The sequence below is a fragment of the Bremerella cremea genome, assembly GCF_039541315.1.
GTDB lineage: Bacteria > Planctomycetota > Planctomycetia > Pirellulales > Pirellulaceae > Bremerella > Bremerella cremea.
On the sequence record NZ_BAABFZ010000003.1, the window covers coordinates 434757 to 453043 of the forward strand.

The 18287-nt window shown below is 55.8% G+C and carries 14 protein-coding genes and 1 tRNA gene; 13 read left to right on the top strand and 2 right to left on the bottom strand.

Going from position 1 to position 18287, the window contains the following annotated elements:
• Positions 1–103: 103 nt before the first annotated feature.
• On the top strand, positions 104–313 hold the full coding sequence (locus ABD890_RS03940) for a hypothetical protein (protein WP_345086093.1): 210 nt from the start codon (positions 104–106) through the stop codon (positions 311–313).
• A gap of 261 nt (positions 314–574) precedes the next feature.
• Positions 575–2209, top strand: a complete 1635-nt coding sequence (locus ABD890_RS03945; protein WP_345086095.1) for a 3-keto-disaccharide hydrolase — start codon at positions 575–577, stop codon at positions 2207–2209.
• A gap of 38 nt (positions 2210–2247) precedes the next feature.
• Here the strand turns inward: ABD890_RS03945 and ABD890_RS03950 are convergent, their stop codons facing one another.
• Positions 2248–3936 (bottom strand): SpoIIE family protein phosphatase, encoded by a 1689-nt coding sequence (locus ABD890_RS03950; protein WP_345086097.1) that lies wholly within the window; start codon positions 3934–3936, stop codon positions 2248–2250.
• A gap of 222 nt (positions 3937–4158) precedes the next feature.
• Between ABD890_RS03950 and ABD890_RS03955 the strand changes: the two genes are divergently transcribed.
• From ABD890_RS03955 to accC, 8 genes are all read left to right on the top strand, one after another.
• Positions 4159–4229: transfer RNA gene (locus ABD890_RS03955), tRNA-Gln, on the top strand.
• Between the two features lie 164 nt (positions 4230–4393).
• Positions 4394–5524 carry a S1C family serine protease gene (locus tag ABD890_RS03960; RefSeq protein ID WP_345086099.1) on the top strand — a complete coding sequence of 377 codons (1131 nt, stop codon included), beginning with the start codon at positions 4394–4396 and terminating at the stop codon, positions 5522–5524.
• Positions 5525–5555: 31 nt separating this feature from the next.
• Entirely contained in the window at positions 5556–6236 is a 681-nt protein-coding gene (locus ABD890_RS03965; protein WP_345086101.1) for an HAD family hydrolase, read from the top strand.
• A 191-nt stretch (positions 6237–6427) separates the two neighbouring features.
• Positions 6428–7339, top strand: coding sequence for a DUF1559 family PulG-like putative transporter (locus ABD890_RS03970; RefSeq protein WP_345086103.1), 912 nt, complete (start codon positions 6428–6430; stop codon positions 7337–7339).
• Positions 7340–7449: 110 nt separating this feature from the next.
• Positions 7450–7863 (top strand): hypothetical protein, encoded by a 414-nt coding sequence (locus tag ABD890_RS03975; protein WP_345086105.1) that lies wholly within the window; start codon positions 7450–7452, stop codon positions 7861–7863.
• A 129-nt stretch (positions 7864–7992) separates the two neighbouring features.
• Positions 7993–9099, top strand: a complete 1107-nt coding sequence (locus tag ABD890_RS03980; RefSeq protein ID WP_345086107.1) for a M24 family metallopeptidase — start codon at positions 7993–7995, stop codon at positions 9097–9099.
• Between the two features lie 208 nt (positions 9100–9307).
• A complete protein-coding gene (gene accB / locus ABD890_RS03985; RefSeq protein WP_345086109.1) occupies positions 9308–9817 on the top strand; it encodes an acetyl-CoA carboxylase biotin carboxyl carrier protein in 510 nt (169 codons plus the stop codon).
• Positions 9818–9865: 48 nt separating this feature from the next.
• Positions 9866–11209: an acetyl-CoA carboxylase biotin carboxylase subunit gene (gene accC, locus ABD890_RS03990; protein WP_345086111.1), complete on the top strand. Its 1344-nt coding sequence runs from the start codon at positions 9866–9868 to the stop codon at positions 11207–11209.
• Positions 11210–11313: 104 nt separating this feature from the next.
• Here accC and ABD890_RS03995 read toward each other — a convergent pair whose 3' ends face one another.
• Positions 11314–13533, bottom strand: coding sequence for a cation:dicarboxylate symporter family transporter (locus tag ABD890_RS03995; protein WP_345086113.1), 2220 nt, complete (start codon positions 13531–13533; stop codon positions 11314–11316).
• Between the two features lie 563 nt (positions 13534–14096).
• Here ABD890_RS03995 and ABD890_RS04000 point away from each other — a divergent pair.
• The 3 genes from ABD890_RS04000 to ABD890_RS04010 all read left to right on the top strand — a co-directional run bounded on the left by ABD890_RS04000 (position 14097) and on the right by ABD890_RS04010 (position 18198).
• Positions 14097–14708: a hypothetical protein gene (locus tag ABD890_RS04000; protein ID WP_345086115.1), complete on the top strand. Its 612-nt coding sequence runs from the start codon at positions 14097–14099 to the stop codon at positions 14706–14708.
• A gap of 142 nt (positions 14709–14850) precedes the next feature.
• A complete protein-coding gene (locus ABD890_RS04005) occupies positions 14851–16608 on the top strand; it encodes an HDOD domain-containing protein (RefSeq protein WP_345086117.1) in 1758 nt (585 codons plus the stop codon).
• Between the two features lie 294 nt (positions 16609–16902).
• Positions 16903–18198 carry a 6-phosphofructokinase gene (locus ABD890_RS04010; RefSeq protein WP_345086118.1) on the top strand — a complete coding sequence of 432 codons (1296 nt, stop codon included), beginning with the start codon at positions 16903–16905 and terminating at the stop codon, positions 18196–18198.
• Positions 18199–18287 lie beyond the last annotated feature (89 nt).

The following is an 18287-nucleotide window of genomic DNA, read 5'->3' on the forward strand; positions in this document are numbered from 1 at the left end:
GTTAAGTGCACGTGTGTTGCGGCGCCTTTTCTGCCCCTACAATCGGGGAAGACAGTTACCTGCCTATCAACTTTTTGAATTACGATCCGAGGAGATTCGTTCCATGTCGTTTTTGAAGTGGACTGCCACTGTAATGCTGCTGTTCGGTGCGACCGTTGTAACCGTTGGATGTGGCAAGCCAGCCGAACCACCGGTCGAAACTCCTGACGCTCCGGAAGTCACCATGCCTGGCGACGAAAAGCCAGCCGACGAAGCCAAGCCGGAAGAAAAGCCAGCTGAAGAACCAGCTGCCGAAGAAAAGCCGGCTGAATAAGCGACTTGCCAGGATCTGTCTTCGGACAGCCATCCACGAGCACGCTCAGGCACCCGAGGGAAACCTTGGGTGCTTTTTTTGTGCGCCCATGACCTGCCAGAATAACTCTTCCCTAACTTGATTCCTTTTGCCTAACTGTTCAAACTAAAGCTGCTTACCTATTTAACCAATCGATAAGAGCCTAGCGGCTGAGCCCTTCCTCGATGCGTCTCGCCTCTTGTCCCGAGACCCCAAGCAGCCCACCGCCGGAGTTTAACCATCATGATGCTTTCTCGTGCTTTGTTCGCCTTCCTTGTGACGACCTCTCTGCTTATCGGCCCCGGCGCTCATTACGTCTCGGCAGCCGACGATTCCCCCAAAGATCAACCTACGGAAGCCAAGCAAGAAGAAAAGAAAGACGAGAAGTCGTCGTCGAAAGAGCACGACAAAAAGAAAGAACATCGCGACAAGCACGACCACGATAAGAAAGATGGCGACCACAAGAAGAAGCCATCCAAGGAACAAGACAAGCCGAAGAACAACCCGAAGCAAGACAAAGAGTCGAAGAAGGATGCCCCCAAGTCCGACGACTCCAAAAAGGACGACTCCAAAAAGGACGACTCCAAAAAGGACGACTCCAAAAAGGACGAACCTAAAAAGGACGAACCTAAAAAGGACGAACCTAAAAAGGACGAACCTAAAAAGGACGAACCTAAAAAGGAAATGAAACCGGAGGTCAAGGCCGAGCCGAAGAAGGACGCCGACAAGAAAGATGAAGGGAAGCCCGAGGGTGAACCGACGCCTGCGAAGACGCCGGAACCCAAAGCCGAGATGAAATCGGAAGCTGCTCCGGATAAGCCTGCGGACAAAAAGCCAGAAGAAAAGAAACCAGAGCCCAAACCGGAAGTTAATCCACTGCCAAAGCCGGCTCCGAAACCAGATCCTCGCAAAATGGCGATTACCGAACTGAGCAAGGTCGACGGAGACTTCGCTTTCCAGGGCGAATACTACGGCAAGATTCATCTACCCGGTGGCATCTCGGAGTCGGCCGGTCTGCAGATCATTGCCCGAGGCGATGGCAACTTCGTTGGACGCCAACTTCGTGGCGGTCTGCCAGGCAATGGCTGGTACAACGATCAGAAGATCGACCTGACCGGCAAAAGGGCAGGGGATGTGTTGATTCTAACCCAGGGAGATTACCAGGTTGTCGTGACCAACCAGAAGGCAACCATCGTGAACTCGGCCGGCGACACGCTCGGCGTGCTGACCAAGGTTCAGCGTCGCAGCGAATTGCTGGGCCTCAAGCCAAGTTCCAGCGCCGTCGTCTTGTTCGATGGCAACTCGGTCGAGCAGTTCGTCAACGCCAAGATCAACGACAAGGGCGAACTGCAGATCGGCACCGAAACGAAGAACCCGGTCCAGGACTTCCGTATGCACCTGGAATTCCGGTTGCCTTACATGCCGTTTGCCACCGGCCAGGGCCGAGCCAATAGCGGGCTGTACATTCAAGGACGTTACGAAGTGCAGATCCTTGACTCATTCGGCCTGCCAGGCGAGTTCAACGAATGTGGTTCGCTCTATCGCACCAAGAGCCCAGACATCAACATGTGCTTCCCACCGCTGTCGTGGCAGACGTACGACGTCTACTTCACGGCGGCTCGCTTCGATAGCGAAGGAAACAAGATCATTCCGGCCCGCATCACCGTGCAGCACAACGGAATCCTGGTTCAGGACAACTACTTGATTCCCAACAAGACTGGTGCCGGCAAACCAGAGGGCCCAGAACCGCAGACGATCAAGCTGCAAGACCATGGCAACCCGGTCGTGTTCCGCAACATCTGGATCGAGTATCTGGGTGGTCCCGTCGTCAGCTCGACGCCAGAAGCGGAAACGCTGCCGACACCCGCCAAGAAGTAAATTAGCGGGTAGCGAATCTTTCAAGAAGCGGCACGCATCTAGTCGTGCCGCTGAATGGCGACCATGCACATGTCGTCGTACTGCGGACTGCCGGCCATGAACTCGCGGCAGCCATCGATGATCGCGCGACTGCAGATCTCGACGTCATCGCAATTTTCTGAGATACAGCCGAGCATCCGTTCCATACCGAACTGATCTCCCTGCGAGTTCATCGCTTCGTTGATCCCGTCGGTATAGATGAACAGCATGTCGCCCGGCTCCAGCGTAAACTGGGCGATGTCGTATTCCATGTCTTCCATGATCCCCAGCGGCAAGCCGATCTCTTCTTCGGCCAGCATGGTGCATTTGCCGTCTGGCTTGCGGAGGATCGGTGGATTGTGTCCGGCATTGATCAGCGTGACCAGGTTCTTCTCAGGATGCAGGATCGCAATGGCCAACGTCACGAACTTGTCGGCCGGCGTTGCCGCCGTGAAGTTGTTGTTCAGGTGATAGGCGGCTTTCTGCGGATCGGCCATCGAAGCGAGGCAGTAGCGAGCCTCCGCGGAAAGCTTGGCCATCATCAGCGAAGCCGCGATACCATGCCCGACGACGTCGCCCACCAGGATCGCCGTTCCACCATCTGGCAGCGGAATGTAGTCGTAGTAATCCCCACCAACCGAGTTGGCCGCCAGGTAATAGTGATAGAACTGGTACCGGTCGAGCTTAGGCTCTTCCGACGGCAGGAAGCCGATCTGAACCTGATTGGCGGCGTGCAGATCTCGCTGGAAAGCAATCTGACGAATCGCCGCGTCGTGTAATTGGGCACGTTCAATTGCGGCGGCTGCCTGCATGCCAACACTAACGGCAACTTCCAGGTCTTCTTTCTGAAATCGCTTTCGCTGATCGAGCGTATCGATCTGAATGACACCGAGCACTTCGTCGTCGGCATTCACCAGCGGGGCACACATGATCGAGCGAATCTTGAAGTCGGTAATACTCTGGCTCATCTCGAAACGGGAATCTGCCGCAGCATCGGCCGACAAGATCGCCTCGCGGGTCTGCATCACATGCTTGACGATCGTTCGGCTGATCCGAATTTCTTCTTCATCCGCTTCCCGTCGAGCCTTCGTCCAGCGAGGGACCATATTGCCAGATTCATCTCGCAGGATGATGAAACCTCGGTCAGCCTGCAGAAAGATCCGGAACAAGCCATCCAGCACCTTCGGCAAGACCTCGTCCAGCGAGAGCGTTCCGGTCAGACCACGCGTGATTTCAAGTAACGCGTTCAGTTTCGCTTCCGGACTGGCGGTCAGGTGAATGGCCCCAGTTTGCGAACTGACCTCGAATTTCGACATGATGGTCGAGGTCGCCCCGTCATCGTCGATCATCACGGCCCCGAAGGCACCAGGCCCATCGGCGCGGATGCCGACCGTGTCTTTGGGGGTCGGCTTGTAGCCTTCTTGCTTGTACTCGAACGAGACATCGCAAACGCGTATCGTATCGCCGTGGGTCAAGCGATGAGGCTTGGAAAGCTGCTCGTCGTTGACGTAGGTTCCGTTACGGCTTCCCAGGTCTTCTACCTGATAGCCGTCGTTCCCCTTGATGATTTTGGCGTGATAACGACTGACCGCGCCGACCTCGACGACGATGTCGCAGTCGGGATGACGACCGAGCGTGAATTCCTCTCCGACGAGGAAAATTTTCTTGCCAGAATCTGGGCCATTCAGTGCCACCAAGTAGCTGGACATGCCTTGCGCTGATCTCCCGCCGAAGACGCTGAATCCAACCGAGTTGGATCACCATCCCGGAAAACGTCGAAGAAAACGGTCTTTACGGCCGAAAAGGTAGAAAACATCGATTCGAGTGCAGGGGGTAGTCTACCAATTTCAGCAAACGTCTACTATAGTTCGATGACTGAATCCCTTGACGGCAAGCGACTTAGGCCATACCTTTAATCGCTGCAAAATTATTGGGGAATAGTGTAACGGTAGCACGACAGATTCTGACTCTGTTAGTCTAGGTTCAAATCCTAGTTCCCCAGCTTTTTGGTGGCTCGCATGATTGCGAGCCTTTTTTTCGCGCGGAATTGATTTCCACCGATTCCTCCACCTCTCTCTTCGGCGTGCTTCGATGGAGCCAACATCTTCAAGAGGCCCCCATGAGGCCCCCGATTCGCATCGCAATCAGCCTCATCCGATCGCGTTCTTGCGGCTGTTTTTGTACTGCCTGGTCGTGGCGATCTTTGGTGCCTGGGTGATCAGCTATTGGACGACCAAGGTCACCCCACCTTCGCTGAATCCGGATGCCCAGCCCCGAACCGTCACCCCACGGGGCGACCTCGCGGAAGACGAAAAGTCAACAATTGACTTGTTCCAGAAGTCAGCCGATTCGGTCGTCTTTATTACCACCTCGCAGCAGGTTCGCCGGTATGGCAGTGCCAAGATCTCGGAAATGGCAACCGGGCAGGGGAGTGGTTTCGTCTGGGATCACGAAGGGCACATCATCACCAACTATCACGTGGTGAAGTCGATCGCTAATGGCTCCGGGCTTGCCCGGGTCACATTTGCCGACGCTTCGACTTACGTGGCATCGATCGTCGGGACCTCGCCGGAACATGATTTGGCCGTGCTGGAAGTCACCGATTTCCAGGGAGGAGCCTTTCAGCCAATCGAAGTCGGCCAATCGGCCGATCTGCAAGTTGGACAAAAGGTTTTCGCGATTGGCAATCCCTTCGGTTTCGACCATACCCTGACCACCGGCGTGATCAGCGGCCTCGGACGATCGATCGAAGGGGAAGATGGCCGGCAAATCGACGACCTGATCCAGACCGACGCCGCGATCAATCCCGGCAACAGCGGTGGTCCACTGCTCGATAGTGGCGGGCGCTTGATCGGTGTGAACTCGGCAATCTACAGCCCCAGCGGTGCCTACGCCGGCATCGGCTTTGCCATTCCAGTCGACACGGTGAATTCCGTCGTGACGGAACTCATTCGCCATGGCGAAATCAAACGTCCCTACCTGGGCGTGCAAATCGCTCCCCCGACGATCAATGCCCGGTTGAACATTAAAGGGGCTCTCGTGGCGGAAGTGATCCCGGGCAGTCCGGCCGAAGCGGCGGGCATTCAGCCCACCATCATCGCTCAGCAAAACCAGATTGTGCTGGGTGACTTGATCGTGCAAATCGACGAGTCGCCGATTCAAACGCACGGCGACATCGTCAAAGAGCTGTTCAAGCACCAAGTCGGTGACGTGTTGAGGGTGAAAGTGGTTCGCGGTCTCTATACCGAGAAGCAACGCGAAGTCGATCTGAACGTCGAACTCAAAGAATCGATCTAGTTTTCTCCCTCTATCCCGGCAAAGCGGCGTCATGAAAGTCTGCCTGTTCGACATCGATGGAACCTTGGTCACAACCGGGATGGCAGGCAAAGATGCGCTGATCGACGCGTTTCTACATGTGGCCGAACTGACGCAGATGGAAAACGTCCTGACAGTCAGTGGAAAGACCGATCGAGGCATCTTCGCCGAGTTGTTTCAGCTACACGGCAAAGCAATGACCGAAGAAGCGTGGCGAGCATTCATCGAGCGTTACCTCAACGGATTGGCGACCAACTTGCCGAGCCGTGAAGGAATGGTTCTCGAAGGGGTCACGGCCCTGCTGGCTCGACTTTCGCAGCGCGACGACGTGCTGCTTGGTCTGCTGACAGGGAATGTGGAACGTGGTGCGGCACTCAAACTAACTCACTACGGAATCCACGAATACTTTGCCTTCGGCGGGTTTGGCGATCACCATCCTGATCGCGACGACGTGGCTCGGGCCGCGCTCGCTGCCGCCGAGGAATACCATGGTTCGCCATTCGCTCCGAGCGATGTCTTTGTCATTGGCGATACCCCTAACGATGTGAAGTGTGCCAGGGCGATCGGAGCGCAGGCCGTGGCGGTCGCGACCGGCGTCTTTTCTATCGCCCAGTTAGAAGCTGCCAATCCCGATCTTCTGCTCGCCAATCTCGGCGATTTGGATGCTGTTGAAGCGTTCATGTTCGGCAGCTAAAACCCCCACCAAACAACTACGCAACACGGCTCATTCTTGCTGAGTGTTGCGGGACTGCGCACTTTGCATGGATCTTCCCCCTTTTCCATGCAACAAGGGTAGTCATTCCCACAAACTGCCGATAGAATTCACGTCACCGAAAGAAATCTTCCTTTTTCTTATTTTCTTTCTACTCGCAAGGCGATTTTTGGATGAAAAACACTCGAGGTTTCACGCTGGTGGAACTGCTGGTGGTCATTGCGATCATTGGCGTTCTGATTGCACTTCTGCTGCCCGCCGTACAACAGGCTCGTGAAGCAGCCCGTCGTATGCAGTGCACCAATAACGAAAAGCAGATCGGTCTCGCTCTGCACAACTATCACGACACCTTCAACAGCTTGCCTCCCGGCTGGCTTTATCGTGGTGGTGATGGTCGCGCCAACTATGGCTGGGCCACGAACCTGCTGCCATTCATCGAACAAAACTCGCTGTACGACATCCTCGATCCCGGCAGCACCCCGCTGTACAGCCGTTACACCAGCAGCGCGACCGCGACCGACAAGCAGTTGCTGCAGACCAAGATCGATGGTTATCGCTGCCCAAGCGATATCACGGGTGACTTAAACGACAAGATCAAGTTCGGTTCGACCCGTCACTTCGACATCGCCACGTCAAACTACGTCTGCAACGAAGGCACGCTGCCTTTGGTAAAAGCGGATGAAGGGGACGGCGTGTTCTATGGCAACAGCTTCAACGGCCTGCGGGACATTGTCGATGGAACCAGCAACACGATCATGATTGCTGAACGTGACGGTGGTAACTCGACCGTTGCTGGCAAGAACTACGGTGCAGCCGTCTGGGCTGGGGTGGGAGGCAACAACAGCATCGGCCAGGAACACGTTGCCCGAACCGGTTTCCGCGCTGGCTTTCAGGTCAACTTCGACTACGCCGCAGCCGGTGGCCCGGAAAACATGGGCAAGCAGATGTCGAGCCTGCATCCTGGCGGGCTGAACATTCTGATGTGTGACGGCTCGGTTCGCTTCCTTCCAGAAACGACCGACCGCAATGGCGTGATCATCCCGATGGCACGTCGTGCAGACGGGGTTGTCTTCTCGCTGCCATAAGCGAAGAGACCTACGTATTCAAACGGTGGAGGCATCGCCCATCCGATGCCTCGGCACCGTTTCTATTCTTGTTGGATTCCCGCCAGTTCTTCACTTCCATCGGTGGTTCTATGCGCTTCTCCCATCGTTTTTCGATTTGTCATGCTTCGCTCTTCTTACTGTTGGCTGCGGCTTTCGTTGGTTGCAGCGGTGGTCAGAGCGGTATCGTCACCGGCACGATCACGGTCGATGGCAAACCGATTGATGGCCTTCAGGTCGAGTTCGTTCCCAAAAAAGTAGGAACGGCAACCGCCATCGGTTTCACCAGTAACGGCGGTCAGTACGAACTGATGTATGGTCGCGGCAAAAAGATGATTCCGGCCGGCGAATACCGCGTGACGGTCGGCGTCTTCCGCGAGTCTGGCTCCGAGGTCGATCGCGGCCTGAAGCTCGGCAAAAACTACACTTCGCTCGAAGAAACCGAGTTGAAAGCGACCGTCACCGGCGGTACCAATCCGATCGACTTCGCCTTGAAAACCAAGTAAGTCAATCGATGTACTCTCGCCAGCCGCGGTATCACAGCGCTCGCGGCTGGTTGCGTCTGCATGCGAATTGCCGAGAATTGAACGCTTCGATGTCATTCACTTCGCACACGTTCTTTTGAAGCAGACGCCATGACCACTTCGCGACCTCGCTCGAACCCTCGCATCTCGAAGCTGCGTCGGAAACTAAAGCAATGCGGGGCCGACGCGCTACTGGTCACCAACTTTAAGAACGTGACTTACCTGAGCGGATTCACGGGCGACGACAGCTATCTGCTGGTCACCGCCAAGGAAGTGATCTTATTCAGCGATCCACGGTTCACCGTTCAGATCGAGACGGAATGTCCCAACCTGGAAATGGACATCCGCGAACCAGGCACCTCGATCTTATCGCGGGTTGGCAAAGCGGTCGCGCGAACCAAGATCGGGCGATTGGGCATCGAAAGCGGTTCAATGTCGGTGCAGCTTTATCAGCAAGTTCGCAAGAAGCTTGCGACGATCGAAGTGAAACCGCTCGACGGCCTGGTCGAGGAACTGCGCGAGATCAAAGACAAAACTGAGATCGCTCAGATTCGCGAAGCGGTCTCGTTGGCGGAAAAGGCATTCGCCGTGATCCGGGCCGGTCTGCGCGGCGACAAAGTCGAAAAAGAGCTCGAAGCCCAGCTTACCTACGAAATCCAACGCAACGGCGGCCGAGGCACCAGCTTTCCTCCGATTGTTGGCGTCGGCGAACGATCCGCGTTACCGCATGTGGCCCCCACCATGAAACGGATCGAAGAAGGTGCCTTCGTATTGATCGACTGGGGGGCGGACTATCAAATGTACAAAAGCGATCTGACACGGGTCCTGTTTTACGGCAAAGTCCCGGCCAAGATGCGCAAGATGTACGAGGTCTGCCTCCAAGCCCAACTCGCCGCGATCAAGGCGATCAAGCCAGGCGTCGCGATATCGGCGGTCGATCACGCGGCCCGCAGCATCATTGCCGAAGCAGGGTGGGGGAAGCAGTTCCGACACGGGCTGGGGCATGGCATCGGCCTCGATATCCACGAAGCACCCCGCCTGGCCGGCAGCGTCGATCGCCCGCTGGAACCGGGCATGATTGTGACCGTCGAACCAGGGATCTACTTCCCCGGCTTCGGCGGCGTGCGGATCGAAGATGACATCCTGGTCACCAACGACGGGCACGAAGTGCTAACCAGCGTCCCGAAGTCGTTTGACGAAGCCCATGTCAGCATTTAGATCGCGGAAAAAAATGGGGCCGAAAAGGGGCGATTTTTGGCAAAATTCAGCCTGGATTGGGGCCTATTCCAACATCCCGCAGCGTCCAGCGGCAGGCCGCCTTACCCATCTGGACGAAACCTACCTTTATCCCTTACGCTGTAAAGCTTTGCCCAAAAAACAATTCGACCATATTCCCCTAGCGGATGACCCCGTGGGAGAGAACTGAATGTCCGATTCCAAATCGACGCCTAGTAATGTTTTCAACGTCGAGACGGTTCGCGCGCTCGTCGAAATGATGAAGCAGCATGACCTGAGCGAACTCGATCTTCGCGAAGGGGATCAGAAGATCTCGCTGAAGCGGGGCGGCCAAGCCCCCATCTATGCCGCACCGGCACCGATGGCAGCTCCGATGCAAGCCGCACCAATGGCGGCCCCTGTTGCCGCTCCGGCAGCCGGTGGCGATGCCGCTCCAGCCGCTGCCGCCGACGCCAACCTGGTCCCGATCAAAAGCCCCATGGTTGGCACGTTCTATGCCAAGCCGAAGGCAGACGCCGATCCTTACGTTCGCGTAGGCGATCACGTCTCGGAAGACACCACCGTTTGTATCGTCGAAGCGATGAAGACCTTCAACGAACTGAAAGCGGAAGTCACTGGCAAGATCGTGAAGGTCCTGGTCAAGAACGAAGACCCGGTCGAATACGGCCAGCCGATGTTCCTGGTCGATCCTAAAGGTTAATTCTCTACCCATCCGGCCTCGCACCCTTGGGGCGAGGAACATGACCTCATGTACAACCGAATTCTGATCGCCAATCGCGGCGAGATCGCTCTTCGCATCATCCGCGCTTGCAAAGAACTGGGTATCGAAACGGTCTGCATCTACAGCGAAGCCGACCGCGACGCCGAATACTTGAAGCTGGCCGACGAAGCTTATTGCGTTGGCCCTGCCAAGAGTGCTCAAAGTTATCTCAAAATCGATCGCGTCATCAGCGCGGCCGAGATTGGTAATGTCGAAGCGATTCACCCAGGCTACGGCTTCCTCGCCGAAAACGCCGAGTTCAACGACATCTGCCGCAGTTGCAATATCGACTTCATTGGGCCAACGCCCGAAGCGATGGCCAAGCTGGGCGATAAGAACACCGCCCGCAGCATGGCTCGCGAAGCCAACGTGCCGGTTGTTCCTGGCTCGGACGGCCTGATCGAAAACGAAGACGAAGCACTGCGGATCGCGCACGAAATCGGCTTCCCGGTTCTGATCAAAGCAACCGCTGGTGGTGGTGGTCGCGGCATGCGTGTCGCCGCCAACGACCTTGTGTTGAAGAACGCTTTGAATCAGGCCCAGACCGAAGCGGCTGCCGCGTTCGGCAATGCTGGCGTTTACATCGAAAAGTACGTCGAGCATCCTCGTCACGTCGAAGTCCAAGTGATCGCCGACCATTACGGCAACGCGGTTCACTTGTTCGAGCGTGAATGCAGCACGCAGCGACGTCACCAGAAGCTGATCGAAGAAAGCCCGGCTCCGAATCTCTCGGAAGAAACCCGCCAGGCAATCTGCGCGGCCGCCGTGCGAATGATCAAGGCAGCCGACTACCAGAACGCCGGTACGGTCGAGTTCATCGTCGACAAGGACGAGAACTTCTACTTCATCGAAGTGAACGCCCGTATCCAGGTCGAACATTGCGTTACCGAAATGGTGACCGGAATCGACCTGATCCAGGCTCAGATCCGCGTCGCTTCCGGCGAAGAGCTCCCTTGGAAGCAGGAAGACATCAAGTTGCAGGGTGCCGCGATCGAATGCCGCATCAATGCTGAAGACGCTGATAAGAACTTCATGCCATGCCCCGGTAAGATCACCCAGTTGATCGTCCCGGGCGGTCCTGGTGTTCGCTTCGATTCGCATGCGTACACCGGCTATACGGTGCCCCCGCATTACGACTCGATGATCGGCAAGCTGTTGGTTCATCGTGCGACCCGCACCGATGCCATCCGCTGCATGCTGCGTGCATTGGACGAACTGCGAACCGATGGCGTCATCACGACGGCCAACTTCCACAAGAAGGTGCTGAACCACTCGGCCTTCGCGGAAGGTAAGATCGACACGACCTTCGTTGAACGAACCTGGTTCTCGTAGTCGTCCGCCGCGATCTCGCGACGTTGCCGCCAACAAATCAAAAGGCTGGCCCTGAAACTCAGGGCCAGCCTTTTTTCATGGCGGCTACCGATCCAAATGGGATGCTAAGAGGGAGGTTCGCCGGCCTCGTCGGCACCTTCCTTCGCCACCGTCGCAGGCGTGCTCTCTGGTTTTCCCCAGCCCAGCAAGTCGGTCATCACATTCCAGCGAGCCCTACGATTCTTCGTCGATTGCCCTTCGATCCAGTGCGTATATAACGAGTCGATCGTCCCGTCGTTCTTCTTCAGCTCGATCCATCGACTCACCACGTCTTGCAGCCGCTTCGCTTCCAGCGGCATCGGGTAGCCGACACTTACTTTCAGGTGAGCATCGTCCGGCACCACGACGCTATAGCTAGGATAAAGCAGCGTCCAGGCACTGCCTGCCTCAGCACTCATTACCAGCGCGTCGTAGTTATCTGGCTTGTCAAAGAACTCTTGCGGCGAATCGATCAACACCACCTCTGCCTCGGGCGCGGTATTCTGAATCCAGGCCCCGAAATAAGGCCGCTCGAGAACCGCGATTCGCAGCCGATCGATGCTTCGCAAGTTGGTGAACCTCGAGAACTGATGCTTCCGATGGTCCGGCACAATGAACGATAGATTGAGATCGAGATACGCTTCCGAGAACAGCATCTTCTCGACCCGCCGCGTGGTGGCAAACAACCCGCCGATCAACATATCGTAGCGACGCTCGCCGTTGAGACCTTCGGCCATCTGCCCTTTGTCGTACGGATGATATTCGACCGATACTCCCAGCTCGTCGGCCAGGGCCTGGGTCATTTCAACATCGAAGCCGACGAGCTGGTCTTCACGATTAAAAAAACTAAAAGGCATGCCGCCAGGATCGTAGCCGACATGCAAGACACCTCGCTCGCGGATCGACTGCAGCACGGACGTATCGGCCGGAATCTCGAGCGGTTCCGGGATGTCGCGGCTGACCTTGCCGTTCAGTTCCGTCTGGATCGACTGCATGCTGGCGATGACCTGATCTTTCGAGTACGCCTGATCGACGGTCGTTTGCAGAATGCTTCGCGTCGCCCCCACGCAGGCGATCAGAACGACCACCGTCACGCCAGCGAACATGGTCAATCGTTTCGGCCGGAATCGCAGCCAACCCGCATTGCCGGCGGCAGTCAGCAACGACACGCCTGCCAAGTGCATCACCGCCAACATCGTCGCCAAACGGCCAATGTAAACGAGCGTCACGACATGCAACTGAAACATATCGGTCGGGATTCGTAATTGTTGCAGCACAAACGGGAGACCAATCTCGACACTTCCAAAGAAGCTGAAGAAGCCCAGCAGGCACAGCTTCGGGTAGTCAGCCAGTTCGACCGGATTGCCAGTAAACCAACCAGCGAACGGAATGAACAGCAGCAACAGCACCACGCCCAAGTTTGGAAAAGTGAACGCAATGGGTAGGCAGACATCGACAACCGACTCCGCACGACCACGGCTCAGTTCTTCTTGTTCCTGAAACAGTTGTTTGCAGTTCTCGGCCAGCATCGCCAACACCACCAGCAGGTTGCCGGTGGTGAAGCCGGTGACCAGCGGATCACGCGTGGCACGTAGAACATCGCGATAACGAAACGGCGTGAGCGAAGCAACCAGCATGGGCACCAACCAAAAGGTCAGCAGGGCCGCTCCTACCGAGTAAGCGATCAAGTAAACCTGAAGCCGACTCAGGTCTTCCAGCGTCATCGTCCCGGCGGCACTCGCTGCCAACGCGAAGACACCAATCGGCGTCAATCGAACGACAAAGCCGGTGATCCGTCCCAAGGCATCCGCCAGGCTGTCGAGGATCGTCAGCAGTTGCTTCTTCTGCGGAACGCCGATCAAGGCGACACCCAAGGCAATCCCAAACACGACTACGCCCGGGATGACCGCATCCGAGAGGCTACGAAACGGATTGGCAGGGATGTAAAGCTCGACGAAGTCGACCGGTTGGTTCGGTGTGACCAGATTCGCACTGAAGAAATTGGCTGACTGAATCATGGGAAACGTCAGTGGCAACAGCAACACCAACACAATTCCCAACATCCACAGCAGAAACGAGAAGCCAGCCAGGCGAACTCCCAGCAGCTTCGCTTCCTCGAAACTGAGCCGACCGAAGCCAAGTGGCAGGCTCACGATGAAATAGGGGAGGACCGCCATCTGCAGAAGTCGGATGAAGCCAGTCCCTATTGGATTTAAGACCTCGGCTCGCTCGCCGATGAATATTCCGGTGAAGATCCCCAGGCCAAGGCCTATTAAGATCCACGCCGTCAGACTGAGTCGCATCATAGCTCAGTTTTCAACCTTTCCTGATGGGTGTTCATGTACAGACATCAGGCCGCCGCGCTTCCTAACACGCAAAGACCATCCCGTGGTTGCAAGCAAGCCATTCGCAACATCTATGCCGCCATGCCGGGTGAGGGGAGGGCGATGCGCGAAAGCGTATAGCTGAAGGCGACTTAGAAGGATCTCGCCTGGGTGGTCAAAGATTAACCGTCTCGAAATCAAGCACGCGACGCTAAGAAAGTGTGCGGGACGAAGACGAACTGACAGTTCTTCGATCGCTAATATGACCGTTAAAAAAAACGAGGCTCTACTGCGAGCTGAACACGGAATATCTGCGATCTCGGTCGCCTAAGCTTTGCCACCCCCCCAACACAACGCCCCGTCTTCACCAATATTTGTCTCCGCCAAAAGTAGTAGTTAATAAAACCCATTCGACCGGAATTCCCGACAATTCACGCCGCGATATTTGTGAAATCTGCTACGTGATTCATGCAAATTGCGCCGCTTCGGTGGAAAACCGTATCCCATATTGGAGAGTTGATTGGCCGTAAACTCGGAGTAGAAACATGGATTTCTATGAGCATTGGCGTCCCTTATTAGCGTCTGGTTTTCTCATCCTTTTCACAGTCGCAGCAGAGATTATCGAACCGGGCAATGCCTTTTTAGGAGGCTTTTATGTCTTTGCGATTCTCGTCGCTGGGCTAACTCGTTCGCAGCTTTGCATGCTTTCAGTAACAACCATCAGTATTCTGACGACGATCGCCATTGGCGTCGCGAGCGATCCCGCACTTTCATTCTGGGAGGAACGTCTCGTCAGCCTGGTCTGGATAGCCATGGCAGTCCCCTTCAGTCATGTTCTTTGCGAGGCTGGGGAACCAGGATCATCCGATCCGAGGCAACAGCAAGGGTCTCAGGCCATCGAGCGTGAAGCCCGGAAACTGGCGCACCGCTTCAGCAATATCTTCCAGATTACGCTTGGGAGTGCCTTCATGGTCCAGGAAGAGCTGGACGCCAACAGCCCCCTGAGACCAGACATTCAAGCCATCATAGATAGCGCCCGAGATGGTGCAAACCTGGCCGATCAGCTCCGCAAACTTGGTCGTACGAAAAGTGCGGTAATGGATACCTACTGCGAAGAGATGCCACTTCCCGTGACGATCGCCGAACCACCTCATTAGTTGAATGGACACCACAACCAACTGTCCACTTAGGAGATTATCGCCGCAAGACGCGGGCAAGAGGCGGGTGAACCTTTCACGCACCTTCTCTTTTAAAAGAAATATTCTGTGAAGATCTTCCATAGAACCGAAGGATTTGAAGATGATGACAGAAAAACGAACCGCGTTAGTCGTCGATGATGAATTACCTGTCCGTGCTTTACTCGTTCGTGCGCTGACTGACGTCGGATTTCAATGCATCGAATCAGCCGATGGAGAAGACGCTTGGGAGCAACACCAGCGAGCTCCATTTGATGTGGTCGTAACCGACCTGAAGATGCCCAAGATGAATGGGCATAAATTGTGTGTCGAACTGCTTGGAGCAAGCACGCGTCCAATAGTTACTGTGCTGACAGCCGTCCGTCACGAACGATTGAATCAAGATCTTCAGCAACGCGGCGTCGATCTGATCCGCCATAAACCAATCAATTTCCGGACTTTGGCCCGTGAGCTTCGCGGTTTGGTCGACGAGCAATCGTCCCGCCGCACCTCGTTGCCGGACGCGGACTCCGGCGATTCCAGCGGCAAGCCTCGCTCTTCTGCGTCAAAACCTCGACAGGCCAAACATAATGTCGGGCTGCTTCTACACCAGACGCAAATGGCCGAAGAACTGGCCGCTGATATCAGCGACGAATCGACCGCTTGTTTCGCCACTTCCAGCTCGGAACAACTCTGCCACGTTCTCGATCGCCAACGGATCGATCTGCTACTGATCGAAAACAACCTAGGCGGCTTCATGACCGGACTCGAGATTGTCGAACGATTGAATCAACAGTTGATTCGGCCAAAGGTAGTTTTATTAAGCGACCTGGACGACAAAACCGTCCAGCAAGCGGATGAAATCGGGGTGGAGATTGTTGCCCCGGTAAACACCGATCGAACAGAGTTGATCGCTGAAGTTCGCCGCATCCTTCGGGATACCACGGAGCAAGACGCTTTCATTCCTCCCTTGGCGCGACATCTGGTGAAAGACTTCGGGGCAATTCCACCATTGCCCCAACTGGTAGTCAAGTTGGCCGGTTACCTCGCAATGCCGATCAACGAAATCCCACTCAACGAGTTGGCAGACGACATTTCAACCGATTCGCAGGCCACGACTGATTTGCTGCATATAACCAATTGTGGCCGATCCATGTTCGAGCAAACCACCAGCATCCTGCAAGCAGTCAATTTGCAAGGGGCCCAAAATACGATATCGCAAGTGATGTCGATGGCCACGATGCGTGCTCAATCGAAGGTTCTGAATCAATGGAACGAAGCGCATCGGCAGTGGTATCAGAAGCGAAGTGTGATCGTGGCGGCCGCAGGGTCGGTATTTGCCGATAAGTTCGAGCACTGTTCCCCTGACACGGCCTACATCCTGGGGCTTGTCCAGGACGTGGGGTGCCTGGTCATGGCGAACAAGTTCGGTAGCCGGTACGACAGGATTGTTAAACGCGTTCAAGAGGTGGGCCGATGCCAATTGCATCAATTGGAATTGGAAAGCTTCTCGATCCATCACGCGCATGTTTCCGCGGCACTACTGCAAAAATGGAACCTTCCTCAGTCACTCGTGCGAACCGTGGTCGCCCATCACGATGTCGACGGCGAAGACCATCTACCCAAGTCGGATGCCAGCTACTTAAGGGTGATACGCATGGCCGAAGCGTTCGCCAACTCGATGGAAATGCCGCATCCTTACCGCAACTTCCAGTTATCGCAGTTCCTGAGCCGCTATACCGACTTCAGTCACGATGAACGGATGGCAATCTGCGGTGAAGCGCTACAACGGGCACGCCATTTGTGCGAAGTGTTCGAGTTTCCGGTCCCCGACGAATTGGAGTTGGAGGACATTCTGCAGCGGTCGACCGTCCCGACCTAAATGGGCGTCTTTCTCCATCGCCGATCTCTCCGCATCCAGATCGGCGATGGCCTTAAGCCCCCAGGCAGCGACACGCTTTCGGCTAGTTTTCCCAGGCAAGCCATTCCGGCATTTGTTCGGAATGAGCTAAGCAATCCTGCACTCCATTAGCAGCGAAGTATCGCCCAGGATCTTTCCGCAATATTTTCCAGGTGGTGTACGATTGTTGCCGTAGGTTGAAAACCACCCCATAACGCATAAAATCATCGGTTCTCGATAACTTACTGCTTTTTGCTTCCCCTTTGGATTTTGAACATGGCCAACAGCCTCTCCCGTCCTGAACAGCCTGAACACAATTTCAAGCGTGTTGCCATCCTGTTTTCCGGTGGTCCCGCCCCGGCCGCGAACGCGGTGATCTCGACTGCAGCCGTTTCGTTTTTGCGTGCCGGCATTGAAGTGCTGGGGATCATGAATGGCTATTCGAACCTGATGCAGTTCGGTTCCGATCGTCCGATGGAAGAAGATCGCGACTACATCGTTCTGGACCACAAGGCTCTCAGCCGTAGCCGTGCCAAGCAGGGAATCATGATCGGTACGGCCCGTGCCAACCCTGGCAAGGCGATCTCGCACCCCGATCACCTGAAGGACAAGGAACGCTGCAAGGCTTTCCAGACCACCTACGATGCCTTGAACTCGATGGGCGTTGACGCGTTGATCTCGATTGGTGGCGACGACACGCTGAAGACCGCCAACAAGTTCAAGATGTTCCAAGACACGCTGCCCGAAGGTAGCAAGAAGATGCCGGTCGTCCACCTGCCAAAGACGATCGACAACGATTACAACGGCATCGACTTCACGTTCGGCTTCTTCACCGCCGTCGATTTCCTGTCGACCGAAATCCGCACGCTGCTGTACGACGGCGAAGCCTCGAAGGCTTACTTCCTGTGCGAAGCGATGGGGCGTAGCGCTGGCTGGTTGGCTTACGGTGCGGCGATCGCAGGCGAAGCTTCGCTGGTGATCAGCGTCGAAGACATCACCGGCGATTACGTCGAGAAAGAATGGGAAGAAAACGGCAAGACGCTGAAGACGATGAACGTCCCGAAGGTGGTCGATCGGATCGTCAAGACGATGCTTGCTCGCGAAGCTGAAGGCAAGGAATTCGGCGTGATCGTCCTGGCGGAAGGCCTAGCCGAAATGCTGCCGACTTCGTACCTGGAAGGCGTTGCCCGTGACGACCACGGCCACATCGCGATCACCGACATTCAGCTCGGTCGCACGTTCAGCAAGTGGGTTGCCAAGGCTTACGAAGAAAAGACCGGCCGCAGCCGCAAGGTGACCGGCATCCAGCTCGGTTACGAAGCCCGCTGCACCAAGCCGCTGGCCTACGACGTGATCCTGGGCAGCCAGTTGGGCGTCGGTGCTTATCGTGCCCTGGTCGAAAAGAAGCTGAACGGCGTGATGGTTTCGGCCAGCGGTCAGTTCGAGCTGCACTACGTGAACTTCGAGGATCTGGTCAACCAGGAAAACCTGGTCACGGTCGTCCGTCACATCCCGCAGGGCTGCGACTTCCAGAAGCTCGCTCGCTTCCTGGAAACCTACGTGAACGACTAGTCACGCCCGGTTCGCCAATACCAAGTTAAGCCAAAAAGGTCACCATCCGGTGGCCTTTTTTCGTGCGCTAACTTCTTAAACCGATACCC

What these genes read in the sequence shown, in the direction of transcription:
- ABD890_RS03940 (WP_345086093.1), top strand. Translation starts at nt 104, where the DNA reads ATGTCGTTTTTGAAGTGGACTGCCACTGTAATGCTGCTGTTCGGTGCG.
- ABD890_RS03945 (WP_345086095.1), top strand. Translation starts at nt 575, where the DNA reads ATGATGCTTTCTCGTGCTTTGTTCGCCTTCCTTGTGACGACCTCTCTG.
- ABD890_RS03950 (WP_345086097.1), bottom strand. Translation starts at nt 3,936, where the DNA reads ATGTCCAGCTACTTGGTGGCACTGAATGGCCCAGATTCTGGCAAGAAA.
- ABD890_RS03965 (WP_345086101.1), top strand. Translation starts at nt 5,556, where the DNA reads ATGAAAGTCTGCCTGTTCGACATCGATGGAACCTTGGTCACAACCGGG.
- ABD890_RS03970 (WP_345086103.1), top strand. Translation starts at nt 6,428, where the DNA reads ATGAAAAACACTCGAGGTTTCACGCTGGTGGAACTGCTGGTGGTCATT.
- ABD890_RS03975 (WP_345086105.1), top strand. Translation starts at nt 7,450, where the DNA reads ATGCGCTTCTCCCATCGTTTTTCGATTTGTCATGCTTCGCTCTTCTTA.
- ABD890_RS03980 (WP_345086107.1), top strand. Translation starts at nt 7,993, where the DNA reads ATGACCACTTCGCGACCTCGCTCGAACCCTCGCATCTCGAAGCTGCGT.
- accB (WP_345086109.1), top strand. Translation starts at nt 9,308, where the DNA reads ATGTCCGATTCCAAATCGACGCCTAGTAATGTTTTCAACGTCGAGACG.
- accC (WP_345086111.1), top strand. Translation starts at nt 9,866, where the DNA reads ATGTACAACCGAATTCTGATCGCCAATCGCGGCGAGATCGCTCTTCGC.
- ABD890_RS03995 (WP_345086113.1), bottom strand. Translation starts at nt 13,533, where the DNA reads ATGATGCGACTCAGTCTGACGGCGTGGATCTTAATAGGCCTTGGCCTG.
- ABD890_RS04000 (WP_345086115.1), top strand. Translation starts at nt 14,097, where the DNA reads ATGGATTTCTATGAGCATTGGCGTCCCTTATTAGCGTCTGGTTTTCTC.
- ABD890_RS04005 (WP_345086117.1), top strand. Translation starts at nt 14,851, where the DNA reads ATGATGACAGAAAAACGAACCGCGTTAGTCGTCGATGATGAATTACCT.
- ABD890_RS04010 (WP_345086118.1), top strand. Translation starts at nt 16,903, where the DNA reads ATGGCCAACAGCCTCTCCCGTCCTGAACAGCCTGAACACAATTTCAAG.